Source organism: Kitasatospora sp. NPDC004289, from assembly GCF_053602875.1.
The window spans coordinates 25,257-48,928 of sequence record NZ_JBSGEL010000002.1; the positions used below are offsets into that span (position 1 = coordinate 25,257).

Below are 23,672 nucleotides of genomic sequence, written 5' to 3' on the forward strand. Positions count from 1 at the left end.
GAGCACGCCTACATGTTCGGCTTCCTTCAGGCGGACGGGCACCTCCGCCTGGAAAGCCGCAACAGGGGCCGCCTCACTGTGGAGATCTCCGCGCGCGACGCCCCACTCCTTGAGGAGTTCCAGCGGCTCTGCCCCTACTACAGCTCGATCAGGTACCGCACCCGCAGCACCAACTTCGCCGCCGAACACACCTCGGTCGCATGGACGGTCTGCGCCCGCGAGTTCCGCGAGACGCTCCAGGCGCTCGGCCTACCACCCGGCCGGAAGTCCGACACCATAGCTCCGCCCACGGTGCCACACTCCGAACGCGACTACCTGCGCGGCTTGGTGGACGCTGATGGCTCACTGGGCCGTACCGGGAGGGACCTGCCGTTCATCGGTCTCACCACCAAGAGCGATGTGATCGCCGCTCACTTCGGGGCGTACGCCGAGCGGATCACCGGCCTCCGACGCATCATCAACCGCAACTCCCGTGACGACATCTACAACATCTGCATCACGCGAGAGGATGCCGTCGCGATCACCGACGACCTCTACTACCCGGGTTGCCTGGCCCTGCCGAGGAAGCTCGAGTCGGCACATCAGGTGACGAGTTGGATCCGGCCTGCCAGTGTGCGGAAGATCAGTCGTCGCTCCTGGACCGACGAGGAGACCGAACTCCTCCTCGCCACAGCGGACCCGGCGGAGGCCGCCGTCCTGCTGAACCGCACGGTCCAGAGCTGCCAGATGCGCCGCTGGCGCGTCCAAGGACCGAAAAAGGCCAGGGTGCGCTTCCCGCGCCCCCTGGCCTGATCCGTCAACCCTTCACGCAGATGAGCTGCTTGAGCTGAGCCACCACCTCGACGAGGTCGCGCTGCTGGTCCATCACCTTCTCGATGGACTTGTAGGCGCCCGGGATCTCGTCCACCACGCCGCTGTCCTTGCGGCACTCGACGCCCTTGGTCTGGTCCGCCAGGTCCTGCGCGGTGAACTTCTTCTTCGCCGCCGTCCGGCTCATCTTCCGACCCGCGCCGTGCGAGGCCGAGTTGAACGCCGCCGCGTTGCCGAGGCCGCGGACGATGTACGAACTGGTGCCCATCGAGCCCGGGATGATCCCGTACTCTCCGCCGCCGGCCCGGATCGCGCCCTTGCGGGTGACCAGCAGGTCGACGCCGTCGTACTGCTCCTCCGCCACGTAGTTGTGGTGGCAGCTGATCTCCGGCTCGAACGCGACCTTCGCCTTCGGCAGCTCCCGCCGGACGACGTCCTTGAACAGGGCCATCATCAGCGCACGGTTGTACTTGGCGTACTCCTGCGCCCAGAACAGGTCCGAACGGTAGGCCGCCATCTGCGGAGTGTCCGAGATGAAGACCGCCAGGTCACGGTCGACCAGTCCCTGGTTGTGCGGAAGTCCACGGGCGACGCCCATGTGATGCTCCGCCAGCTCCTTGCCGATGTTCCGCGACCCGGAGTGCAGCGTCAGCCAGATCGACCCCTCGGTATCGAACAGCAGTTCGAGGTAGTGATTTCCGCTGCCGAGCGTCCCCATCTGCTGCATGGCCCGCTCGCGCCGCCACTTCACCTCAGGAGCGACCCCGTCGAAGCGCTGCCAGAAGTCGTCCCAGCCCGCCGTGGCGAAGCCGTGGAGCTTGCCCGGATCGATCGGATCCGAGTGCAGCCCACGCCCCACCGGGATGGCCTGCTCGATCTTCGAGCGCAGCCGCGACAGGTCGTCGGGCAGGTCCTTCTTCGTGAGCGAGGTCTTCACCGCGCTCATCCCGCACCCGATGTCGACGCCGACCGCCGCCGGGCAGACCGCGCCCTTCATGGCGATGACGGACCCGACCGTGGCGCCCTTCCCGAGGTGCACGTCCGGCATCACGGCGAGGCCGTGCAGCCACGGGAGGGAGCTGATGTTGCGGAGCTGCTGCATCGCGGCGCCCTCGACCGTCGAGGGGTTGGTCCACATCCGGATCGGGACGCGGATGCCGGGTACTTCGGTGTACGACATGGTGAACGACCTCCACGGGTCGGCTGGTTCAAGCGTAAGGAGAACGAACTGCCACGCGAAGCTTCCGGCGTGGCTCGGGGAAGACCGAGAGGGCTCAGAGAGCCGCACAGGGGAAGTACGGCCTCGGGGAGCCAGTTCGTCGCTCGACCCGCATGGTGACCGCCTCCTCTCCCGTGCTCGATGGCCGCCCGTGTGGCGACGGGAGCAATCTAGCCACAGCCACCGACAGCGGCACAACGAAATAAAAAACGGCCCGGCGGAGCCGAAAGGGCTCCACCGGGCCGCGTGCCGACGGTGCGTCAGCTCACCACGGTGACCTCGCCGATCCCCAACTCCCGCACCGCGTCCGCGAACGCGGAGGCGTCGCCGACCAGCACGGTGACCAGCCGGTCCGGCGGGAAGGCGGCGACGACGGCCGAGGTGGCGGCGTCGGTGCCGAGGGCGGCGAGCTGCCGGTAGACCTCAGCCTGGTAGTCGTCGGGCAGGTACTGCTCGACCTGGTCGGCCAGGGTGGCGGCCACCGATCCGGCCGTCTCGAACTTGAGCGGGGCGACCCCGACCAGGAACTGCACGGCCTCGTCGCGCTCGGCGTCGGTGAGGCCCTCGGCGGCGAGGGTGCGCAGGATGGTCCAGGTGTCGGCCAGGGCGGGGGCGGTGGAGGCGGTGTCCACCGAGCCGCTGATGGCGAGCAGGGAGCGGCCGGTGCCGGCCGCGTTGGAGCGCAGCGGCTGGGCGAAGGACCGGACGCCGTAGGTGTAGCCCTTCTCCTCGCGCAGGACGCGGTCCAGGCGGGAGGTGAGGGTGCCGCCGAGGCAGTAGGTGCCGAGGATCTGGGCGGCCCAGTCGGCGGAGTGGCGGTCGGGGCCGATCCGGCCGATGAGCAGCTGGGTCTGGACCGATCCGGGCCGGTCGACGATGACGACCCGTCCGGTGTCGTCGGCGGTGACGGCGGCGTGCGCGCTGGGCTCGACGGCGGTGCCGGTCCACTGGCCGAGGGTGGCCTCCAGCAGGGCGGGGAGGTCGATGCCGGTGAGGTCGCCGACCACGACCGCGGTGGCGGTGGAGGGGCGGACGTGCGCGGCGTAGAAGGCGTGGACGGCGGCCCGGGTGATGTTCTTGACCGTGTCGGCGGTGCCGCTGCGCGGGCGGGAGAGGCGGTCGGCCTCCTCGAAGAGCTCGGCGTAGAGGGCCTTGGCGGCGCGGCGGGCCGGGTTGGCCTGCTCGTGCTGGATCTCGTCGAGGCGGTTGGCGACCAGGCGCTCGATCTCGTCCTCGGGGAGGGCGGGGGCGCGCAGGGCGTCGGCGACCAGGCTGAGGCCGCGCTCCAGGCGGGAGGCGGGGACTTCGAGGGAGACCCGGATGCCGGGGTGGTCGGCGTGGGCGTCCAGGGTGGCGCCGGCCCGCTCGAGCTCGCCGGCGAACTGCTCGGCGGTGAGGGTGTCGGTGCCCTCGCTGAGGGCGCGGGCGAGGATGTTGGCGATGCCGTCGAGGCCGTCGGGTTCGGCGGCCAGCGGGGCGTCCAACTGGATCTCCACGGCGACCAGTTGCTGGCCGGGGCGGTGGCAGTCCAGCACCGTGAGGCCGTTGCCGAGGACGGACCGCTCGGGGGCCGGGAAGGCCCACGGGCTCGGGTCGCCGGCGGTCGGCTTGGGGTGGAAGGTCATGGTGGGGGTGGGGTCGGTCATGCCGCCGCCTCCTCGTCCTGGGTGTCGTCAGCGGCAGCGTCGTCGGAGTCGCCCGCGGTGGGTTCGTAGACCAGCACGGCGCGGTTGTCGGGCCGAAGGCGGGCGGCGGCCACGGCCTTGACCTCCTCGGCGGTGACGTCGAGGACCTTGCCGAGCGCCTCGTTGAGCAGCTTGGGGTCGCCGAACAGGACCGCGTAGCGGCAGAGTTCGTCGGCGCGGCCGGCCACGGTGGTGAGGCGGTCGAGCCATTCGCGCTCGATCTGGGCCTGGGCCCGCTCGAGCTCCTCGGCGGTGGGACCCTCGGCGGCGAAGCGGGCGAGCTCCTCGTCGACGGCGGTCTCGATCTGGGCGATGGTGGCGTCGCCGGAGGTCTTGACGTCGAGCCAGCCGAGCGAGGGGGCGCCGGCCAGGCGGAGCAGGCCGAAGCCGGCCGAGACGGCGGTGCGGTCGCGGCGGACCAGCCGGTTGTAGAGCCGGCTGGACTCGCCGGAGCCGAGGATGGTGAGCGCCAGGTCGGCGGCGTCGGCCTCGCGGGTGCCGTCGTGCGGCAGGCGGTAGGCGGCCATCAGGGCGCGGGAGGGGACGTCCTCGCGGATCAGCTCGCGGACCTCGGCGCCGATCACCTCGGGCAGGGTGCCGTCGCGCGGGGGCTGCTTGCCGTCGTGGGCGGGGATGGTGCCGAAGTACTTCTCGACCCAGGCGATGGTCTGCTCGGGGTCGAGGTCGCCGACGATGGAGAGCACCGCGTTGTTGGGCGCGTAGTAGGTGCGGAAGAACGCGCGGGCGTCCTCCAGCGTGGCGGCGTCCAGGTCGGCCATGGAGCCGATCGGGGTGTGGTGGTACGGGTGGCCGTCGGGGAAGGAGAGTGCGGTGAGCTTCTCGAAGGCGGTGCCGTAGGGCACGTTGTCGTAGCGCTGGCGGCGTTCGTTCTTGACGACGTCGCGCTGGTTCTCCATCGAGGTGTCGTCGAGGGCGGCCAGCAGGGAGCCCATCCGGTCGGCCTCCAGCCAGAGCGCGAGCTCCAGTTGGTGGGCGGGCATGGTCTCGAAGTAGTTGGTGCGCTCGAAGCTGGTGGTGCCGTTGAGCGAGCCGCCGGCGCCCTGGACCAGTTCGAAGTGGCCGTTGTTGGAGACGTTGGCGGAGCCCTGGAACATCAGGTGCTCGAAGAGGTGGGCCAGGCCGGTGCGCCCCTTCACCTCGTGGCGGGAGCCGACGTCGTACCAGAGGCAGACGGCGGTCACCGGGGTGAGGTGGTCCTCGGAGAGCACCACGCGCAGGCCGTTGGCCAGGCGGTGCTCGGTGATGGCGAGTCCTCGGGTGGAGGCGGGGGCCGGGTTGGCCATGCTGGGTCCTTCCCGTCTTCGGTCGGTCGCGGCCGGACGGCTGGTCCGGGTGGCAGGGATGCCGTTCCTCATTCTGGTGCAACGCACGGCGCGTCCGGTTGTGCCCGCGCCAACGGTGCGTTCGCCACGGGCGGACGCGGCGTCAGGGGGGAGGGGGTTGACTGGGGCTGTCAGCCTTAGGGTTCACAATGGGGGGCGCCGTACCCCGGCGCCGAGCCCGGACGTTTACCGAAGTACCGTCAGAGACGCAAGGGAGCCAAGCCGCGATGGCCCGCCGCAGTTCGCCCACCCCGCCGCCCGGAGACTACGAGGAGCGCATCCTCGACGTGGACGTGGTGGACGAGATGCAGGGCTCCTTCCTGGAGTACGCCTACTCGGTCATCTACTCCCGCGCCCTGCCCGACGCGCGCGACGGCCTGAAGCCGGTGCACCGCCGGATCCTGTACCAGGCCAACGAGATGGGCCTGCGCCCGGACCGCGCGCACGTCAAGTGCGCCCGTGTGGTGGGCGAGGTGATGGGCCGTCTGCACCCGCACGGCGACGCCTCGATCTACGACTCCGTGGTCCGGATGGCGCAGCCGTTCTCGATGCGGCTGCCGCTGATCGACGGTCACGGGAACTTCGGTTCGCTGGGGAACGACGACCCGCCGGCCGCGATGCGGTACACCGAGTCGCGGCTGACGGCCGCCTCGATGGCGATGGTGGAGTCGATCCACGAGGACACCGTCGAGTTCGGGCCGAACTACGACGGCAGCGAGCAGGAACCGACGGTCCTGCCGTCGGCGTTCCCGAACCTGCTGGTGAACGGCGCCACCGGCATCGCGGTCGGCATGGCGACCAACATGCCGCCGCACAACCTGGCGGAGGTGGTGGCCGCCGCCCGGCACCTGATCAAGCACCCGCAGGCGGACCTCGAGACGCTGATGCGCTTCGTGCCGGGCCCGGACCTGCCGACCGGCGGGCGGATCGTCGGCCTGTCGGGCATCCGGGACGCGTACGAGTCGGGCCGCGGCACCTTCAAGATCCGGGCGACGGTCTCGATCGAGGCGGTGACGGCCCGTCGCAAGGGCATCGTGGTCACCGAGCTGCCGTTCAGCGTCGGCCCGGAGAAGGTGATCGGCAAGATCAAGGACCTGGTCGGCGCCAAGAAGCTCCAGGGCATCGCCGACGTCAAGGACCTGACGGACCGTGAGCACGGTCTGCGCCTGGTCATCGAGGTGAAGAACGGTTTCGTTCCCGAGGCGCTGCTGGAGCAGCTCTACAAGCTGACGCCGATGGAGGAGACCTTCGGCATCAACAACGTGGCGCTGGTGGACGGCCAGCCGTTGACGCTGGGCCTGAAGGAGCTGCTGGAGGTCTACGTCGACCACCGGTTCACGGTGGTCCGGCGGCGCAGCGACTTCCGCCGCCGCAAGCGGCAGGAGCGGCTGCACCTGGTCGAGGGCCTGCTGGTCGCGCTGGTGGACATCGACGAGGTCATCGCGATCATCCGCTCCAGCGACAACGCGACCCAGGCGAAGGAGCGGCTGATCGAGCGCTTCTCGCTGTCGGAGACGCAGACCGCGTACATCCTGGACACCCCGCTGCGCCGCCTCACCCGCTTCGACCGGGTGGAGCTGGAGGACGAGCAGGCCAAGCTGCTGACGGAGATCGCGGAGCTGACCGAGATCCTGGACTCGGACAGCAGGCTGCGCAGTGTGGTCTCGGGTGAACTCGCGGCGGTGGCGAAGCAGTTCGGCACCGAGCGGCGCACCGTGCTGCTGGAGGCCGGGGCGGCCCCGGCCGCCTCGCTGGCGGTGCCGCTGGAGGTCGCGGACGATCCGTGCCGGGTGCTGCTGTCGGCGACGGGCCTGCTGGCCCGGACGGCGGACGGCGAGCCGGTGGAGTTCTCCGAGACGCGCTCCAAGCAGGACGTGGTGGTGTCGGCGGTGCCGGCCACCGCGCGGGCCGACGTCGGGGCGGTGACGACGGCCGGGCGGGTGCTGCGGCTGCCGGTGATCGACCTGCCGGCGCTGCCGCCCTCGCCGTCGTTCTCGCTGGCCGGGGGTGCGGCGGTGGGCGAGTTCCTCCGCCTGGACGACGGTGAGCGGGTGATCGCGCTGACCACGCTGGACGAGTCCTCGCCGGGTCTGGCGCTGGGCACGGTGCAGGGCGTGGTGAAGCGGGTGGTGCCCGAGTGGCCCGCCAACAAGGACGAGTTCGAGGTCATCGCGCTCAAGGACGGCGACGAGGTGGTCGGTGCGGTGGAGCTGCGCACCGGCGAGGAGGATCTGGTCTTCATGACCTCGGACGCCCAGCTGCTGCGCTACCCGGCCGGCCAGGTCCGCCCGCAGGGCCGCCCGGCGGGCGGCATGGCGGGCGTCAAGCTCGCCGACGGCGCCCGGGTGCTCTCCTTCACCGCGGTGGACCCGGCGGCGGACGCGGTGGTGGTCTCGGTGGCCGCCGCCTCGGGCACGCTCTCCGGTTCGGAGCACAGCAGTTGGAAGGTCACGCCCTTCGAGCTCTACCCGCGCAAGGGGCGCGCCACCGGCGGCGTCCGGGTGCAGCGCTTCCTCCGCGGCGAGGACGGCCTGGCCTTCGCCTGGGCCGGCCCGGCCCCGGCCCGTGCCTGCACCGCCAACGGCGCTCCGGTCGACCTCCCGGAGCGCGATCCGCGCCGCGACGGCTCGGGCACCCCGGTCACCGGCACCGTCGCCGCGGTGAGCGGGCCGACGGCCTGAGGGGTCGAGGGGGCCGACGGGCCGAGCGGGCCGACGGTCTGACGCGAACGGGAGGGCGGTACCGGATCACCGGTGCCGCCCTCCCGTCGTCGCCGCCGGGATCCGACGGAACAAGTTCGTACTCACTGCGGCCGGGGGGCGGGGAAGGGTAGCCTTACCGGCGTGAGCACTTGTGCGACGCTGTCCCGCGAACTGACCGAGCCGCTGTCCGCGACGGCGGCCACCGCGGCGACCTGGCTGCTGGTGGAACAGGCCGGCCCCTGGGGCGCGAAGGCCCTGACGGAGAGTCACCTGGACCCGGCGGTCGGCCGGGCGCTGGACGCGGCGGCCGCGGGCACCGGGGTCCGGGTGGCACTGATCCGGCGGCCCGGCCGGCACGCGGACCGCCTGGGGACCGCCCGGCACGAGGTGGTCCTCGCGCACACCGCTCCGGGCCGCTCCTGGGTGCGCCGCACCGGCGTGGCCGATCCGGCGGAGCTGCTCGCCCTGGACTTCGCCGCGCTGGGGGCGGGCGAGCACGGCGGCTTCGGCGCCGAGCACCGCGGCGACCCGCTGGCCCTGGTGTGCACCAACGGCCGCCGGGACCGGTGCTGCGCGCTGCTCGGCCGTCCGCTGGCGGCCGAGCTGGCCGCGGCCGGCCACGCGGAGGTGTGGGAGGTGACCCACCTGGGCGGGCACCGCTTCTCCCCCACCATGCTGGTGCTCCCGTTCGGCTACGCGTACGGGCGGCTGAGCCCCACGGCCGCCAAGGAGGTGCTGGCGGCCACCGCCGTCGGCCACGTGGTGCCGGAGTTCTCGCGCGGCCGCTCGTGCTGGGACCGGCCGGGCCAGGCCGCCGAGCAGGCGGTGCGGCTGCTGACCGGCGAGAGCGCCGCCGACGCCCTGACGGTGGACCAGGAGCGGGACGGCGAGGGCTGGCGGGTGACGGTCCGTCACCAGAACGGCCGGGCCTGGCGGGCCGAGGTGACGGCGGGGGTGAGCGAGCCGCCCCGGGCGGAGAGCTGCGGCAAGGCCGCGGCCACGCCGTCCCGGATGGACGTCACCTCGCTGACCGCCCTGGCCGACCTCGGCTGACACCCGTCTGCCCCCGTCCGGCCCTCAGCCGGCCTTGGAGACGAACTCCGTGGTGTAGGTACGGGCCAGGTCGATCGACGCCTCCTTGCCCTGGACGTCCGGGTGGAAGGCGCCGAGCACCGCGAGCACCGTCTTCGGCCCCTCCGGCGGCATCACCCCGTCGGTGGTAAACATCGGCAGGGTGGCCTTGATCGCCGCCGCGTACTGCTCGGCGCCGCCCTGGGCGTAGTCGGCGGGCATCTTGGCGGCGATCTCCTCGGGGGTGTGGGTGTTCATCCACGTGAGGGTCTTCACGAAGGCGTTCGCCAGCTTCTGCACGGTCTCCTTGTTCTGCTGGACCCAGGCGGTGTTCATGTAGAGCGAGGAGGAGGGGTAGAGGCCGCCGAGGGCGGCGCGCGAGCCCTCGGGGGTGCGCATGTCGTAGAGCACGGTGCCGATCTGCTTGGCCAGGACGTTGGCCACGGTCGGGTCGGTGGTCATCCCGGCGTCGATCGAGCCCTGCTGCATGGCGGCGATGAAGGTCTGCCCGGCGCCGACCGCGATCGGGCTGAACTCGCTGACCGCGACGCCGTTCTTGACGGCCAGGTACTTGGTGAGGAAGTCGGTGGAGGAGCCGATGCTGGTGACGCCGAGCTTCTTGCCCTTGAAGTCGGCGCCGCTGCGGATCGCCCCGGCCTGCTTGGCCGAGACCACCTCGACCTCCCCGGGCGCCTGGGAGAACTGGACCACCGACTGCACCTCCTTGCCCTTGGCCTGGAGGTCGATGGTGTGGTCGTAGAAGCCGACGGCGCCCTGCACGTCCCCGGCGAGCAGCGCGGTGGTGGCGTTCACCCCGGCGGGCTCGGTGAGGAGTTCGACGTTGACCCCGGCCTCGGCGAAGTGGCCGAGCCGCTGGGTGAGCATGGCGGGCAGGTAGATCACCTTGTCCAGCCCGCCGACCATGATCTTGACCTTGGGGCCCTCGACCACCGGACCGGAGCCGGCGCTGTGCGAGGAGGAGGCCTCGTTGGCGCAGGCGGTGAGGGTGAGCAGCAGGGCGGCGGCGAGGAGAGCGGTTCTGCGCACGGGTGGGTGCCTTTCGATGAGGAGGTGAGGGGGCGTCAGCGGCCGTCGCCGGAGTCGGCCGGCTTCCAGCGGAAGAGCCGCTTCTCGGCGAAGGTGAGCAGCCCCTCGGTGAGCAGGGCGACCACGGCGAGGATGGTCATCGCCGCGTACACCCCGGCCGCGTTGAAGGTGCCCTGGGCAGCAGCGACCAGCAGGCCGAGGCCCTTGGTGGCGCCGATGTACTCGCCGACGATGGCGCCGATCAGGGCGAAGCCGAAGGAGACGTGCAGGCTGGTGAAGATCCAGCTGGTGGCGGCCGGGATGACCACCCGGAAGGTGACCTGGCGGTTGGAGGCGCCCAGGATGCGGGCGTTGGCGATCAGGTTGCGGTCCACCTCGCGGGCGCCCTGGAAGGCGTTGAAGAAGACCGGGAAGAAGACCAGCACCACGGCGGAGGCCACCTTGGAGGCCGGGCCGAGGCCGAACCAGATCAGGAAGATCGGGGCCAGCACGATCCTGGGGATCGCGTTGAGCACCTTGATGTAGGGGCCGAACACGTCCGCCAGGAAGCGGACCCGGCCGAGCGCGATGCCCAGCAGCACGCCGCCGACCACGCCGACCACCCAGCCGGTGAGGGCCTCGTAGAGGGTGTAGCCGATCTGCTCGCCGAGCGAGCCCTGTGCGGTGCCGTGGGTGGTCCACTGCCAGATCTGGGCCCAGATCCGGGACGGCTGGGAGAAGTTGAACGGGTCGACGACCCCGGTGCGGGCGGCCAGCTCCCAGAGGCCGAGGAAGCCCGCCAGCACGGCGGCGCGGGCCCCGGCGACGCCCAGGCGGCGCTGCCGGGCGGCCCGTTCGCGGGCCTCGGTGCGGGAGCCGGCGGCGGCCGGAGCGGCGGCGGGCGGGGTGACGGTGTCAGGCTGCACGGTCGGCTCCTCGTTCGGCACCTCGTTCACGGGTGATCCGGACCTCCTCGCCGAGGGAGGCCCAGATCTCCCGGTACAGCTCGACGAAGCGGGGTTGCAGGCGGACGGCCTCGACGGTGCGCGGCCGGGGCAGGTCCACGGTGAAGACCTCCTTGACGGTGGCGGGGCCCGCCGTCATCACCACCACCCGGTCGGCGAGCGCGATCGCCTCGTCCAGGTCGTGGGTGACGAAGACCACCGAGGAGCCGGTGCCGGCCCACAGCTCCAGCAGCTGATCGGACATCAGCGCCCTGGTCTGCACGTCCAGGGCCGAGAACGGTTCGTCCATCAGCAGCACCCGCGGGTCGTTGACCAGGGTCTGGGCCAGCGCGACGCGCTTGCGCATGCCGCCGGAGAGCTGGTGCGGGTAGCGGTCCTCGAAGGCGGCCAGGCCGACCCGGGCCAGCCAGTCCCGGGCCCGCTCCCTCGCCTCGGCGGCGGGCACGCCCCGGAACCGGGGGCCGGCCGCGACGTTGGAGAGCACCGTCCGCCAGGGGAAGACGGCGTCCTGCTGGAAGACGAACCCGACCTCGGGGTCGATCCCGGTGACCGGGCGGCCGTGCACCAGCACCTCGCCCTCGGTGGGCTCCTCCAGCCCGCTGACCAGGGTCAGCGTGGTGGACTTGCCGCAGCCGGTCGGGCCGACCACGGCGACGAACTCGCCCGGGGCGACCGCCAGGTCGAGGCTGTGGACGGCGGTGTGCAGGGAGCCGGACGGGGTCCGGAAGCGTTTGGTGGCGCCGATCAGCTCGATCGCCGGCGGGGTACTGCTCATGGGTCTCTGGCCTCCACGGGTGGGTGGTGGTGCGGTGCTCCGGGAGGCTAGGAGCGGGCGGGCCGGGGCCGGGAGGCTTGCGGGCGTTACGCGGGTTCTGCGCACAGGGGGCTGTTCTGCTCGTTCTGCTTCCGGATACTCGGCGGACGGGGGCTGACAGGACGCGAGGACGAACGTAGGGTGCCCGTCACCTGCGCCGTCCCGGAGAGAGGAGAGGAGCCCCGGATGAGACGTCCGCACTGGCCGCGCCGGGTCTTCGCCCAACTGCTGCTCGGCCAGACCGTGGTCACCCTCGGCGTGACGGCGCTGACCGCCGGTCTGCTGCTCGCCCCGGTCAGCCACGAGCTGGACCGGGACGCGATGGCCCGGGCGCTGTCCATCGCCCAGGCCACCGCCGCCGACGAGACCATCGCCCTGGCCGCCGCCGAGCGGGACTCCGCGACCGTCCAGCGCAACGCCGAGCAGATCCGCCTGGCCACCGACGCCAGCTTCGTGGTGGTCACCGACGCGGCCGGGCTTCGGCTCTCCCACACCGATCCGGCCCGGATCGGCCAGCGGGTCTCCACCGACCCGGAGCCCGCGCTGAACGGACGGAGCGTCACCGCCATCCAGCACGGCACCCTCGGACGCACCGCCCGGGGCAAGGTGCCGCTGCGGCTGGCCGACGGCCGGATCGTCGGCGAGGTCTCGGTCGGGATCAGCGACCGGTCGATCCGCCGTCAACTGCTCGGCATGACCGACGGGATCGCCCTCTGCGCCGGCACCGGCCTGGTGGCCGGGACGGTCGCCACCCTGCTGCTGGCCCGGCGGCTCAAGCGGCGCACCCACAACATCGCGGTGGCCGACATCTCCGCCCTGCTGATCGAGCGGGAGGCGATGCTGCACGGCATCCGCGAGGGCGTGGTGGCGCTGGACGCCCGCGGCCGGATCCGGCTGGCCAACGACGAGGCCCGCCGTCTGCTGGCCCTCCCCGAGGACTGCACCGGGCGCCCGGTGGACGAGGTGCTGCCGCCCGGCCGCCCCGCCGACGTGCTGGCCGGCCGGGTCACCGGGGCGGACCTGCCCGCCGTCCGGGGTCAGCAGGTGCTGCTGATGAACCGGATGGCCACCGCCGACGGCGGTGCCGTCACCACCCTCCGTGACCGCACCGAACTAGAGTCGCTGGTCCGCGAGTTGGACCACACCCGGAGCCTCACCGAGGCCCTCCGGGCCCAGGACCACGAGCACGCCAACCGGCTGCACACCCTGCTCGGCCTGCTGGAGCTCGGTCTGCACGACCAGGCCGCCCAGTACCTCTGCGAGGAGTCCGGCACCCAGGCGGCGGTGGCCGCCCGGATCGCCGGACAGGTCCAGGACCCGCACGTGGCCGCGCTGCTCGCGGGCAAGACCGCGGTCGCCGCCGAACGGGGCGCCCGGCTGACGGTCACCCCGGACAGCCACCTGCCGGACGCGGCGGCCGACGCCCGGATGCTCGCCGCCGTGCTCGGCAACCTGCTCGACAACGCGCTGGAGTCCGCGGCCCGTTCGGTGGAGGTCTCCCTCCTCGCCGACGGGCCGCGCCTGCGCCTGACCGTCTCCGACGACGGCCCGGGCGTACCGCCCGACCTGCGCGAGCGCGTCTTCGAGGAGGGCTGGACCAGCAAACGGGCCCCCGCCCACCGCCCGCGCGGCCTCGGCCTCCCCCTGGTCCGCCGTCAGGTCGAGCGCGCGGGCGGCTCGGTGACCGTCGGACGGTCCGCCTCCGGCGGAGCGGAGTTCGCCGTCGAGCTTCCCGAGGCCCTGCTGACCGCCCCGCCCGCGGGGCACCCGAACCCGCTCCCCTCCACCCTCCCCCACCCCGCAGGAGCCCCCCGATGATCGACGTGCTCGTGGTGGACGACGACTTCCGGGTGGCCCAGGTGCACGCCGCGTACGTCGCCAAGGTCCCCGGGTTCCGGGTCTCCGGGCAGGCCCACAGCGCCGCCGAGGCCGCCGCCGCGCTCCGCCGCACCCCGGCCGACCTGATCCTGCTGGACCATCACCTCCCGGACCGCACCGGTCTGGAGCTGATCCGCGACCTCCAGTCCGCCGGGATCGGCTGCGACGTGATGATGGTGACCGCCGCCCGCGACGTCTCCACGGTCCGGGCCGCGATGCGGCACGGCGCGCTGCAGTACCTGGTCAAGCCGTTCACCTTCGCCGGACTGCGGGAGAAGCTCACCGCCTACGCCGAGCTGCGCCAGGCCCTCACCGGCCCGGCCGCCCGGGAGACCTGCCAGGCCGAGGTGGACCGGCTGTTCGCCACCCTCCGCACCGCCGCCCCCGCCGCGACCGCCCTCCCCAAGGGCCACTCCGCCCCCACCACCGACCTGGTGCTGGCCGCCCTGCGCCGCACCCCGGGCCCGCTCTCCGCCCAGGACGTCGCCGACCGCACCGGTCTCAGCCGCTCCACCGCCCAGCGCTACCTCAAGCAGCTCGAACGCGACGGCCGCCTGCGCCTCTCCCTGCGCTACGGCGACACCGGCCGCCCCGAGCACCGCTACCTGCTGGCGGCCCCGCCCGCCCGCTGAGCCCGCCCACGGTCCGCGAACCAGCAGTTCAGCGCAGTCGTGCCGAGCAGCACCGCCATCGCCCGCAGCAGCGCCGACTCGTAGGTGGCGTCGGTGACCGCCCGCACCGCCAGGTACGCGGCCACCAGCCCGGCCACCCCGCCGGCGAGCAGCCACGGCAGCGCGGCACCGGCCCGGCCGCCCAGCCCCTGACGGAGCGCCAGCACCCCGACCAGCCCCCCGGCCAGCGCGCCGAGCAGCGGGGTGCCGAAGGCCACGCTGTAGCGGACGGCCAGCGCGGGCACCAGGAAGTAGGCCAGCGACCAGCGCAGCACCCCCTCCAGCGCCGCGGCCGTCTCCCCGCCGTCCGCTCCCGGCCACCGGTCGACCACCCGGGTGGCCCCGAACACCCCCACCAGAGCGAGCAGCAGCGAGGGCCACCGCGCCCCCAGGTGCCCGAGGTTGTAGAGCAGCGCGGTGTCGTAGACCACCAGCACCAGCTGCCCCAGTGCCCACAGCCCGAGCGTGAACCCCAGCAGTCCGACCGCCCCGAGCCGCCGCTCCCCACCGGTCTCCCACCGGGCCAGCGCGGTGACCACCAGCGGGGTGACCAGGCAGGAGGCCGCCCGGACCACCAGGTCCTGCCCGGTCCACGGGTTGTGCAGGTCCCGCTCGACCACGCAGAAGACCGCCGTGTAGGAGAGTGCGGCGGCCCACACCAGCGGCCGCGAGCCGAGCAGCCGGCGGTAGAGCCCCGGGCTGAGCAGCCGCAGCACCGTGCCGTAGGCGAACAGCACGAGGGGCAGCTCCAGGAAGGCCTGCACCCGGAGCACGGTGACCGCGAACAGCCCGGGCACCGGCAGCCGTTCGGCCAGCCACTCCACCACCGGGTTCCCCACCGGCTGGGCGAACCACCCCTCGGGCAGGTACCGGGTGACGTACGAGGGGTCACCGTCGTGCACCCGCAGCAGGTAGGCGGCGCAGAGCAGTTGGTTGAGGTAGACCAGCGCGACCACCACGGCGAGGGCCGCCGCCGGGCTGACGGTCCGTCCGGTGGAGGTCCGCTCCCGGCCGCGGAGGACGCGGGGGACGGCGCGGACCGCGAAGCCGGTGGCGAAGGCGACCGCGCCGTCGACGAGCAGGGTGGTCGACGTCATCCGGCAGACGGTACCGACCCGCCGGCGATCCCGGTCAGGCGGCCCCGGCGCCGGTCAGGGCGCGGACCTCCAACTCGGCGTAGCCGTCCGGGTCGGCGGGCTCGCGGGAGGTGACGGTGCCGAGCCAGCCGGCCAGGAAGCCGACCGGGATGGCGACCAGGCCCGGGTTCTCCAGCGGGAACCAGTGGAAGTCCACGCCCGGCAGGACGGACGTCCGGGAGCCGGAGACCACCGGGGAGAAGACCACCAGCAGCACCGCCGTGGTCAGCCCCGCGGCCACCGACCAGACCGCGCCACGGGTGGTGAAGCGCCGCCAGAAGAGGCTGTAGAGCAGCGTCGGGAGGTTGGCCGAGGCGGCCACCGCGAAGGCCAGGCCGACCAGGAAGGCCACGTTCAGCCGCTGGGCGAAGAGGCTGAGCACGATCGCGAGCGCCCCGATCAGCACCGCCGCGCCCCGGGCCACCAGCACCTCCTGACGCGCCGTCACCTCGGCTCCGGCCCGGGCCCGGCGCCAGACCCCGAGGTAGAGGTCGTGCGCGAAGGCCGCGGAGGAGGCCAGCGTCAGCCCGGCCACCACGGCCAGGATGGTGGCGAAGGCGATGGCCGAGATCAGCGCGAAGAGCAGCAGCCCGCCGGTGGAGGAGGCCCCGCCGCCGAGCACCTGGGCGAGCAGCGGGACGGCCGTGTTCCCCGCCGGGTTGTCGGCGCGGACGGCGGCGCTGCCGACCAGGGCGGCGGCGCCGAGGCCGAGCACGATGGCCATCAGGTAGAAGCCGCCGATCAGGCCGATCGCCCAGACCGTGGAGCGCCGGGCGGCCCGGGCGGTGGGCACGGTGTAGAAGCGCGAGAGGATGTGCGGCAGCCCGGCGGTGCCGAGCACCAGGGCCAGGCCGAGCGAGATCAGGTCGAGCCGGCTGGCCGTGGTGGCCCCGTACTTGAGGCCGGGCCGCAGGTACGCGGAGCCGGCGCCGCTGTGCTCGGCGGCGGAGCGCATCAGCCCGGCCAGGTCTCCCCGGAAGCGGATCAGCACCAGCACGGTGAGCAGCACCGAACCGGCCACCAGCAGCACGGCCTTGACGATCTGGATCCAGGTGGTGGCCTTCATCCCGCCCACCGTGACGTAGACGATCATCAGCCCGCCGACCGCGACGATCGCCCAGGTCTTGGCCGCCCCGCTGCCGGTGCCCAGCAGCAGCGCCACCAGGCTGCCCGCCCCGACCATCTGGGCGACCAGGTAGAGCAGGGAGACCACCACGCTGGCGCTGCCCACGGCGGCCCGCACCGGGCGTCGGCGCAGCCGGACCGCCAGCACGTCGGCCAGGGTGTACCTCCCGGCGTTGCGCACCAGTTCGGCGACCAGCATCAGCACGGCCAGCCAGGCCACCAGGAAGCCGACGCTGTACAGCACCCCGTCGTAGCCGTAGAGCGCGATCAGGCCGGTGACGCCGAGGAAGGAGGCGGCGGAGAGGTAGTCCCCGGAGAGCGCGAAGCCGTTCTGCAGCGGGCTGAACTCGCGGCCGCCGGTGTAGAACTCCTCGGCGGCCTGGCCGCGGCGTCCGGCCCAGAGGGTGATGCCGAGGGTGACCAGCACGATCACCGCGAACAGGCCGACCGCCAGGTGGTGCCGGGTGCCGGTCATCGGAGCTGGTCCTGGGTGTCCCAGCGCAGCTCCAGGGCGGCGGCGTCCCGGCGGGTGCGGGCGTGCCGCACGTAGAGCCAGGTGAGCAGGAAGGTGGAGCCGAACTGCAGCAGGCCGAGCAGCCAGGCCACGTTCACCGGCCCGGCCAGCTGACGCGCCATCAGGCCCGGTGCCGCGGCCTGGGCCACCAGGTAGAGCAGGTACCAGCCGAGGAAGGCGCCGGTGGCCGGGAAGACGAAGCCGCGGTAGCCGCGGCGGATCTGCTGGAAGGCCTCGCTCTCCTGGACCGCGAGGTACACCTCGGCCTGCGGTCGTTCCGCCCGTTCTCGTACCTGCTGCTGTGCCACGGGCTGCTCCACGATCGGCGTCGGCGCGCGGAGGCCGAACCCGGAGGCCGGTCCTCCGGTACGCCCGGATCGTTCAAGGATGGGATGGTCCGTCCCGTCTGCGCCGGGGCTTTGCAGATACGTTCACCCAAACAGGTGAGCCCCCGTCGGCTGACGGGGGCTCACTTCGCGTGCGGGGGCTCAGGCGTCGATGCGCGAGCGGTCCAGGGTGGCCGCCGAGTCGACGATGAACTCCTTGCGCGGGGCGACGTCGTTGCCCATCAGCAGGTCGAAGATCCTCTCGGCCTGCTCCAGGTCGCCCAGGTTGATCCGGCGCAGGGTGCGGTGGCGCGGGTCCATGGTGGTCTCCGCCAGCTGGTCCGCGTCCATCTCGCCGAGGCCCTTGTACCGCTGCACCGGCTCCTTCCAGCGCTGCCCCTTGCGCTGGAACTCCAGCAGGGTGGAGCGCAGTTCGGCGTCCGAGTAGGTGTAGTGGTACTTGTCCTGGCCGCGCTTGGGGCTGGTCAGCTCGATCCGGTGCAGCGGGGGCACGGCGGCGAACACCCGGCCCTGCTCGACCATCGGCCGCATGTAGCGCTGGAACAGCGTCAGCAGCAGGCAGCGGATGTGCGAACCGTCGACGTCGGCGTCGGCCATGAAGATGACCCGGCCGTAGCGGGCCTGGTCGATGTCGAAGGTGCGGCCCGAACCGGCCCCTATCACCTGGATGATCGAGGCGCACTCGGCGTTCTTCAGCATGTCCGAGACCGAGGCCTTCTGGACGTTGAGGATCTTGCCGCGGATCGGCAGCAGCGCCTGGAACTCGGAGTTGCGGGCCAGCTTGGCGGTGCCGAGCGCGGAGTCGCCCTCGACGATGAAGAGCTCGCTGCGCTCCACGTCGTCGCTGCGGCAGTCGGCCAGCTTGGCGGGCAGCGAGGAGGTCTCCAGCGCGGTCTTCCGGCGCTGCGCCTCCTTGTGCTGACGGGCCGCCACCCGGGTGCGGGCGGCCGCCGCGACCTTCTCCAGCACGGCGCGGGCCTGGAGCTTCTCGTCCTTCTTGGTGGAGGCCAGGAAGTTCTTCAACTCCTTGGCCACCACGGCCGCGACGATCCGGTTGGCCGCCGAGGTGCCGAGCACCTCCTTGGTCTGGCCCTCGAACTGCGGCTCGGCGAGGCGGACGGTGACCACCGCGGTCAGGCCCTCGGTGGCGTCGTCCTTGGTGACGTCGTCCTCGGCGACCCGGAGCACCTTGGCCGCGCGCAGCGCCTCGTTCACCGTCTTGGCCAGCGAACGCTCGAAGCCGGTGACGTGGGTGCCGCCCTTGGGGGTGGCGATGATGTTGACGAAGGAGCGCAGGGTGGTGTCGTAGCCGGCGCCCCAGCGCAGCGCGATGTCCACCCCGAGCTGGCGGGTGACCTCGGTCGGGGTCATGTGGCCGAGCTCGTCCAGCACCGGGACGGTCTCCTTGAAGGAGCCCTCGCCCTGCAGGCGCAGCACGTCGCAGACCGGCTTGTCCGGGGCGAGGTACTCGCAGAACTCACCGATGCCGCCGTCGTAGCGGAAGGTGTCCTGCTGGACCTTCTCGCTCTCCGTCAGGCGCTCGTCACGGACCAGGATGGTCAGGCCGGGCACCAGGAACGCGGTCTGCCGGGCCCGGGCGTGCAGGGTCTCCAGCGAGAGCTTCGCGTCCTTGAGGAAGATCTGCCGGTCGGCCCAGTAGCGGATCCGGGTGCCGGTGCGGCCGCGCGGGGCCTTCCCCTTCTTGGTCATCCCGCTGCCGGCCTCGAACGGCGCGTCCGGGCTGAGCTCGGTGAAGATGCCGGGGGTGCCGCGCCGGAAGCTGATCGCGTGCACGTGCCCGCCGCGGTCCACCTCGACGTCGAGCCGGGCCGACAGCGCGTTGACCACCGAGGCGCCGACGCCGTGCAGACCACCGGAGGCAGCGTAGGAGCCGCCGCCGAACTTGCCGCCGGCGTGCAGCTTGGTCATCACGACCTCGACGCCGGAGAGCCCGGTCTTGGGCTCCACGTCGACCGGGATGCCGCGGCCGTTGTCCTTCACCTCGACCGAGCCGTCCTCGTGCAGGACCACCTCGATCCTGTCGCAGTGCCCGCCCAGGGCCTCGTCCACCGCGTTGTCGATGATCTCCCAGAGGCAGTGCATCAGACCGCGGCTGTCGGTGGAGCCGATGTACATGCCGGGGCGCTTGCGGACCGCCTCCAGCCCCTCCAGGACGAGCAGGTGCCGAGCGGTGTAGTTGGAACCGTCGTCTCCGGCCAGCAGGGCGGACGACGCGGTCGGTTCGGCGCTCACGCGGTGTGCACTCCTCAATGACGTTCTGACTCGTCTTACTTCGGCCCGCCGTCAGGCGGCCGACCCCCACAGTGTTCCCAATGCCTGAGACACATCGGGCCCGGCCTCCGCAGCTTGTACGCGCTGCGCGAACAAGAGCCGGCCCGTTTCCGGCGGCACCGGAACGCCATCTCCACCTGCCACCACGGCTCCTGTCGGACCGTCGGCCCCGGGGCAGGCGGCGGAGCAGCCGTTATGCAGGCTACCGGTGTCGTGGACGGGGCTTATGCTCCAACCCAGCAGAGGATTATGCTACGCGGACCTCGACCCTCGACCCGTTCGGGAGTTCGAGCCGAATGGCGAGTCCTGGAAGTCGACAGGCATGAACCGCCGACGGCCTGGGCACGTCCTCATCAACAACACAGCAGAATCCTCAGAGAAGAAAAGCCACGAGCGGGAACGTTTTCGGCCTGGTTGGATGTTGACCCTGGTACGACAGCTCGTCGAGCTAGAGAAGAGGCGACGTGACTACTGTTCTGACCCCTGCGAGCCCGCTCACCGCGGCTGACCGCTGCGACCGCTGCGGCGCCCAGGCCTACCTGCGCGTCGTACTCGCGAGCGGCGGAGAGCTGCTCTTCTGCGCCCACCACGGGCGGAAGTTCGAGCCGGAGCTGAAGAAGATCGCCGTCGAGATACACGACGAGACCGGTCGCCTCACCGAGACCAGCACCAGCGCCTCCGAAGACGAGCGCTGAGCCCAGGGGCCCGCACAGGCGGGCCCGGCTGGCTCACCGGCGGAGCCGGACGGCACCCCTCCTCCCGGAGGGTGGCCGTCCGGCTCCGCTGCGTTTCCCGGGCCGGCATCGAGTGATGTCCGACACTCCGTCAGCTCCCCGGCCCCCAGCGGCGTGGGCAGCGCCGGAACGTGCCCGGGCAAGCACGGAGCGCAGCGGCGACGGGAGCACGTGGCGGCCCTGATCCGTCCCGGGTCCGACTCAGATCCTGGAGTGCACCGCGTCCGAGACGGCCGCGACCCGGGTGTAGACCCCGGGGTAGCGCGCATCCGCACAGCCGGTGCCCCAGGAGACCAGCCCGACCAGTCGGCCCTGCACCACCAACGGCCCGCCGCTGTCGCCCTGGCAGGCGTCCTTGCCGCCCTTCTGCTCGCCGGCGCAGACCATCACCCGGGGGTCGTAGGAGCCGTCCCTGCCGTGCCGGTAGGCGTCCCCGCAGACCTGGTCGGAGACGATCGGCACGTCCACCGAGCGCAGGGTCCGGGAGTAGCTGCCGTTGCCCTGGGTGTCGCCCCAGCCGAAGACGGTGGCCCGGGTGCCCGGAGCGTACGGGTCGGCCTCGCCCTGTCCCACCAGCTCGATCACCGGGCGGTCGCCCTGGTCCTCGGCCAGCGTGAGCACGGCCACGTCGTTGAGGTTGCGGGCGAAGTCGTACGAGGGGTGCACCCAGATCTCGCGCACCTCCACCTCGCGGCCGACGCCGGTGCGGCCCAGGTCGTCCCGACCGACGATCACCCGCAGGCCCGGGCGGTTCACCCGCTGGCCGTTGGACTCGTCGTAGAAGCAGTGCGCGGCGGTGGCCACCTTGGTCGGCGAGATCAGCGCACCGCCGCAGAACTGACCCGACCGCGCGCTCCCGAACTGCTGACGGCTCGCCAGGGCGACCATCCAGGGCACCTGTTGGGTGCTCACGTTCTGACCGCCGACGATGCGGCGCTGCGCGTTCGCCGGGCCGGCCGCGCCCAGGGCGATCAGCGGGGCCGGCAGGGAGGCGAGCAGCGCCAGGGCGACGGCCCGGCGGTGACGGCGGCGGGTCGGCGGGGTCGGGCGGGCGTCCGTGATGGGCGGCACCGAGGTCTCCAAGATCGGTCGGCGGACAGCAACCGGCACAGCGTAGTGGAGCCGTCACCCAGCGTGCTGGCGCCCGCGCCGGGTGTACCCGGACGGGCGACCTGACGCTCCCTCGGCTGACGCAGCGTCGTCCTGCGGACACCGGGTCGCCAGGACACCGGGACCCCGCAGCGCCGGGACGGCGGAACGCCGGAAGGCCCGGAGCGGTGGTGAACCGCTCCGGGCCTTCCGGCGTGTGTGTCCGTCCCGGGATCAGTCCAGGTAGTCGCGCAGGACCTGCGAACGCGACGGGTGGCGCAGCTTGGACATGGTCTTGGACTCGATCTGGCGGATGCGCTCGCGCGTCACGCCGTAGACCTTGCCGATCTCGTCCAGGGTCTTCGGCTGGCCGTCGGTGAGGCCGAAGCGCATCGAGACAACGCCCGCCTCACGCTCGCTGAGCGTGTCCAGGACGGAGTGCAGCTGCTCCTGGAGGAGGGTGAAGGAGACCGCGTCGGCCGGGACGACCGCCTCGGAGTCCTCGATCAGGTCACCGAACTCGCTGTCGCCGTCCTCGCCGAGCGGGGTGTGCAGGGAGATCGGTTCGCGGCCGTACTTCTGGACCTCGATGACCTTCTCGGGGGTCATGTCGAGTTCCTTGGCCAGCTCCTCCGGGGTGGGCTCGCGGCCCAGGTCCTGGAGCATCTGGCGCTGGACGCGGGCCAGCTTGTTGATGACCTCGACCATGTGCACCGGGATGCGGATGGTGCGGGCCTGGTCGGCCATCGCGCGGGTGATGGCCTGACGGATCCACCAGGTCGCGTAGGTCGAGAACTTGTAGCCCTTGGTGTAGTCGAACTTCTCGACCGCACGGATCAGACCGAGGTTGCCCTCCTGGATCAGGTCCAGGAAGAGCATGCCGCGGCCGGTGTAGCGCTTGGCCAGCGAGACCACCAGGCGGAGGTTGGCCTCCAGCAGGTGGTTCTTGGCCCGGCGGCCGTCCTCGGCGATGATCTCCAGCTCGCGCTTGAGCTTCGGGGCGAGCTTGTCGGCGGCCGAGAGCTTGTCCTCGGCGAACAGGCCGGCCTCGATGCGCTTGGCGAGCTCGACCTCCTGCTCGGCGTTGAGCAGCGGGACCTTGCCGATCTGCTTCAGGTAGTCCTTCACCGGGTCCGCGGTGGCACCGGCGACGGCGACCTGCTGGGCCGGGGCGTCGTCCTCGTCGTCGTCGGAGAGCACGAAGCCCTGGTCCGACTCCTCCTCGGGGGTCTCCGGGCCGGCTTCCTTGTCACCGGGCAGGGCGACGTCCTCGAGCAGCTCCTCCTCGCCGAGCAGCTCCTCCTCGCCGTCCTTGGAGGTGGACTTGGTGGCGGCAGTCTTCTTGGCCGCCGTCTTCTTGGCGGGGGCGGCGGCCTTCTTGGCCACCGCCTTCTTGGCGGGGGCGGCAACCTTCTTGGCCACGGCCGCACGCACCTCGGTGCCCTCGCCGAAGCCCTCGACGGACTCGACCACGCGGACCTCGGGCACCACCGGGGCCGGCGCGGCCGGGGTGGCGGACGGCGCGATCCGCACCGGCGGCTTGGTCGGCGCCGACGGGGTGCGGGTGGTGACCGTCTTGGCGGCGGTGCGCTTGGCGGCGCTCTTGGTCGCGGTCGCCTTGCGCTTCGCGGCAGACGGCTCCGCCGCGCTGACCATGAGGTCCACACCCTCCTCAATCAGGACCTGATTGAGGCTGCGCATGACGTTCTTCCACTTGGTGACCGGGATCTGGTCCGCCTCGAAAGCCTGACGCACGTCGTCACCGGCGATCTGCCCCTGGGCCTTGCCCCGCTCGATGAGCGCCAGCAGAGCCGCGGACTCGGCGATCTCGGGGGGGAGCGAACGGGATGTGCTGGCCGACACGAACAACCTCTCGGACGATGAGTGAACTCGACACCAGTACCGGCCGCCGAGCCGACGGGAGCGGCCACGCGGAAGGCGCGCGGACCCGGTTCCGACCGGCTCGGGCTTGGGGACTGGGGTGTGCAGGACGGCAGCGGCGCCGCAGACCAACACAGCATTCTGACACGGTGGTGGTATTCCGGAGCCGCTTCCGCTCCGTACACATCGCCGCCGCTCCTCAAGTGTTACGCATGCCCTTGGTGGCGCCCGTCACACCGGGGCCCCGGGAGGGGCCGGTGCGGGGGTGCCGGGAGGTCCCGGGACGGCCATGGCCCCCCAGTCGCAGGGGAGAGCGACTGAAGGGCCATTGGGTACCGACGGATTTCCGTGCTCGGATCGTTGTCTTCCG

18 protein-coding genes are annotated in these 23,672 nt (G+C 72.2%); 6 read left to right on the forward strand and 12 right to left on the reverse strand.

Going from position 1 to position 23,672, the window contains the following annotated elements; all coding sequences use genetic code 11:
• Positions 1 to 12 precede the first annotated feature (12 nt).
• Positions 13 to 792 carry a hypothetical protein gene (locus tag ACWEPF_RS01670; protein ID WP_452170958.1) on the forward strand — a complete coding sequence of 260 codons (780 nt, stop codon included), beginning with the start codon at positions 13 to 15 and terminating at the stop codon, positions 790 to 792.
• 4 nt (positions 793 to 796) lie between these two features.
• Here the strand turns inward: ACWEPF_RS01670 and ACWEPF_RS01675 are convergent, their stop codons facing one another.
• From ACWEPF_RS01675 to ACWEPF_RS01685, 3 genes are all read right to left on the reverse strand, one after another.
• Positions 797 to 1,990, reverse strand: a complete 1,194-nt coding sequence (locus tag ACWEPF_RS01675; RefSeq protein WP_345284489.1) for an RtcB family protein — start codon at positions 1,988 to 1,990, stop codon at positions 797 to 799.
• Positions 1,991 to 2,289: 299 nt separating this feature from the next.
• A complete protein-coding gene (locus tag ACWEPF_RS01680) occupies positions 2,290 to 3,675 on the reverse strand; it encodes a M16 family metallopeptidase (RefSeq protein WP_452170959.1) in 1,386 nt (461 codons plus the stop codon).
• Positions 3,672 to 5,018, reverse strand: a complete 1,347-nt coding sequence (locus tag ACWEPF_RS01685; protein WP_452170960.1) for a M16 family metallopeptidase — start codon at positions 5,016 to 5,018, stop codon at positions 3,672 to 3,674. Before ACWEPF_RS01685 ends, ACWEPF_RS01680 begins: the two co-directional genes overlap by 4 nt.
• Positions 5,019 to 5,284: 266 nt before the next feature.
• On the opposite strand from ACWEPF_RS01685, the gene ACWEPF_RS01690 reads away from it, so the two are divergent.
• Positions 5,285 to 7,738 carry a DNA gyrase/topoisomerase IV subunit A gene (locus tag ACWEPF_RS01690; protein WP_452170961.1) on the forward strand — a complete coding sequence of 818 codons (2,454 nt, stop codon included), beginning with the start codon at positions 5,285 to 5,287 and terminating at the stop codon, positions 7,736 to 7,738.
• A 162-nt stretch (positions 7,739 to 7,900) separates the two neighbouring features.
• A complete protein-coding gene (locus ACWEPF_RS01695) occupies positions 7,901 to 8,812 on the forward strand; it encodes a sucrase ferredoxin (protein ID WP_452170962.1) in 912 nt (303 codons plus the stop codon).
• A gap of 24 nt (positions 8,813 to 8,836) precedes the next feature.
• Here the strand turns inward: ACWEPF_RS01695 and ACWEPF_RS01700 are convergent, their stop codons facing one another.
• Genes ACWEPF_RS01700 through ACWEPF_RS01710 form a run of 3 tightly spaced genes read right to left on the reverse strand, consistent with a single transcriptional unit; the run spans position 8,837 to position 11,596 of the window.
• Positions 8,837 to 9,877, reverse strand: a complete 1,041-nt coding sequence (locus tag ACWEPF_RS01700) for an ABC transporter substrate-binding protein (protein WP_452170963.1) — start codon at positions 9,875 to 9,877, stop codon at positions 8,837 to 8,839.
• A 35-nt stretch (positions 9,878 to 9,912) separates the two neighbouring features.
• Positions 9,913 to 10,782 carry an ABC transporter permease gene (locus ACWEPF_RS01705; protein ID WP_452170964.1) on the reverse strand — a complete coding sequence of 290 codons (870 nt, stop codon included), beginning with the start codon at positions 10,780 to 10,782 and terminating at the stop codon, positions 9,913 to 9,915.
• The gene (locus ACWEPF_RS01710; protein WP_452170965.1) at positions 10,772 to 11,596 is read right to left on the reverse strand and encodes an ABC transporter ATP-binding protein; all 825 of its coding nucleotides are present in this window, start codon (positions 11,594 to 11,596) and stop codon (positions 10,772 to 10,774) included. Before ACWEPF_RS01710 ends, ACWEPF_RS01705 begins: the two co-directional genes overlap by 11 nt.
• Before the next feature lie 225 nt (positions 11,597 to 11,821).
• Between ACWEPF_RS01710 and ACWEPF_RS01715 the strand changes: the two genes are divergently transcribed.
• Together ACWEPF_RS01715 and ACWEPF_RS01720 are read left to right on the forward strand one after the other, a co-directional pair.
• On the forward strand, positions 11,822 to 13,453 hold the full coding sequence (locus ACWEPF_RS01715; RefSeq protein WP_452170966.1) for an ATP-binding protein: 1,632 nt from the start codon (positions 11,822 to 11,824) through the stop codon (positions 13,451 to 13,453).
• Positions 13,450 to 14,145: a response regulator gene (locus ACWEPF_RS01720; protein WP_452170967.1), complete on the forward strand. Its 696-nt coding sequence runs from the start codon at positions 13,450 to 13,452 to the stop codon at positions 14,143 to 14,145. The genes ACWEPF_RS01715 and ACWEPF_RS01720 overlap by 4 nt, the downstream gene beginning before the upstream one ends.
• On the opposite strand, the gene ACWEPF_RS01725 is transcribed toward ACWEPF_RS01720, so the two are convergent.
• The 4 genes from ACWEPF_RS01725 to ACWEPF_RS01740 all read right to left on the reverse strand — a co-directional run bounded on the left by ACWEPF_RS01725 (position 14,115) and on the right by ACWEPF_RS01740 (position 19,559).
• Positions 14,115 to 15,281 (reverse strand): hypothetical protein, encoded by a 1,167-nt coding sequence (locus ACWEPF_RS01725; protein ID WP_452170968.1) that lies wholly within the window; start codon positions 15,279 to 15,281, stop codon positions 14,115 to 14,117. The genes ACWEPF_RS01720 and ACWEPF_RS01725 overlap by 31 nt on opposite strands.
• Positions 15,282 to 15,315: 34 nt before the next feature.
• Positions 15,316 to 16,920 carry a solute symporter family protein gene (locus ACWEPF_RS01730; protein ID WP_452170969.1) on the reverse strand — a complete coding sequence of 535 codons (1,605 nt, stop codon included), beginning with the start codon at positions 16,918 to 16,920 and terminating at the stop codon, positions 15,316 to 15,318.
• The gene (locus ACWEPF_RS01735) at positions 16,917 to 17,267 is read right to left on the reverse strand and encodes a DUF485 domain-containing protein (RefSeq protein WP_452170970.1); all 351 of its coding nucleotides are present in this window, start codon (positions 17,265 to 17,267) and stop codon (positions 16,917 to 16,919) included. Before ACWEPF_RS01735 ends, ACWEPF_RS01730 begins: the two co-directional genes overlap by 4 nt.
• 180 nt (positions 17,268 to 17,447) lie before the next feature.
• Positions 17,448 to 19,559 (reverse strand): DNA gyrase/topoisomerase IV subunit B, encoded by a 2,112-nt coding sequence (locus ACWEPF_RS01740; RefSeq protein ID WP_345284472.1) that lies wholly within the window; start codon positions 19,557 to 19,559, stop codon positions 17,448 to 17,450.
• A gap of 503 nt (positions 19,560 to 20,062) precedes the next feature.
• Between ACWEPF_RS01740 and ACWEPF_RS01745 the strand changes: the two genes are divergently transcribed.
• A complete protein-coding gene (locus ACWEPF_RS01745; protein WP_345284470.1) occupies positions 20,063 to 20,293 on the forward strand; it encodes a DUF7455 domain-containing protein in 231 nt (76 codons plus the stop codon).
• Positions 20,294 to 20,533: 240 nt separating this feature from the next.
• On the opposite strand, the gene ACWEPF_RS01750 is transcribed toward ACWEPF_RS01745, so the two are convergent.
• Together ACWEPF_RS01750 and ACWEPF_RS01755 are read right to left on the reverse strand one after the other, a co-directional pair.
• The gene (locus ACWEPF_RS01750) at positions 20,534 to 21,394 is read right to left on the reverse strand and encodes a S1 family peptidase (RefSeq protein WP_452171076.1); all 861 of its coding nucleotides are present in this window, start codon (positions 21,392 to 21,394) and stop codon (positions 20,534 to 20,536) included.
• Between the two features lie 261 nt (positions 21,395 to 21,655).
• Positions 21,656 to 23,290 (reverse strand): RNA polymerase sigma factor, encoded by a 1,635-nt coding sequence (locus ACWEPF_RS01755; RefSeq protein ID WP_345284466.1) that lies wholly within the window; start codon positions 23,288 to 23,290, stop codon positions 21,656 to 21,658.
• Between the last annotated feature and the right edge of the window lie 382 nt (positions 23,291 to 23,672).

Bases quoted from the DNA above. Each gene is read 5' to 3' on its own strand.
- ACWEPF_RS01730 (WP_452170969.1), bottom strand. From the start codon at position 16,920: ATGACCGGCACCCGGCACCACCTGGCGGTCGGCCTGTTCGCGGTGATC.
- ACWEPF_RS01720 (WP_452170967.1), top strand. From the start codon at position 13,450: ATGATCGACGTGCTCGTGGTGGACGACGACTTCCGGGTGGCCCAGGTG.
- ACWEPF_RS01715 (WP_452170966.1), top strand. From the start codon at position 11,822: ATGAGACGTCCGCACTGGCCGCGCCGGGTCTTCGCCCAACTGCTGCTC.
- ACWEPF_RS01670 (WP_452170958.1), top strand. From the start codon at position 13: ATGTTCGGCTTCCTTCAGGCGGACGGGCACCTCCGCCTGGAAAGCCGC.
- ACWEPF_RS01710 (WP_452170965.1), bottom strand. From the start codon at position 11,596: ATGAGCAGTACCCCGCCGGCGATCGAGCTGATCGGCGCCACCAAACGC.
- ACWEPF_RS01685 (WP_452170960.1), bottom strand. From the start codon at position 5,018: ATGGCCAACCCGGCCCCCGCCTCCACCCGAGGACTCGCCATCACCGAG.
- ACWEPF_RS01675 (WP_345284489.1), bottom strand. From the start codon at position 1,990: ATGTCGTACACCGAAGTACCCGGCATCCGCGTCCCGATCCGGATGTGG.
- ACWEPF_RS01690 (WP_452170961.1), top strand. From the start codon at position 5,285: ATGGCCCGCCGCAGTTCGCCCACCCCGCCGCCCGGAGACTACGAGGAG.
- ACWEPF_RS01725 (WP_452170968.1), bottom strand. From the start codon at position 15,281: ATGACGTCGACCACCCTGCTCGTCGACGGCGCGGTCGCCTTCGCCACC.
- ACWEPF_RS01680 (WP_452170959.1), bottom strand. From the start codon at position 3,675: ATGACCGACCCCACCCCCACCATGACCTTCCACCCCAAGCCGACCGCC.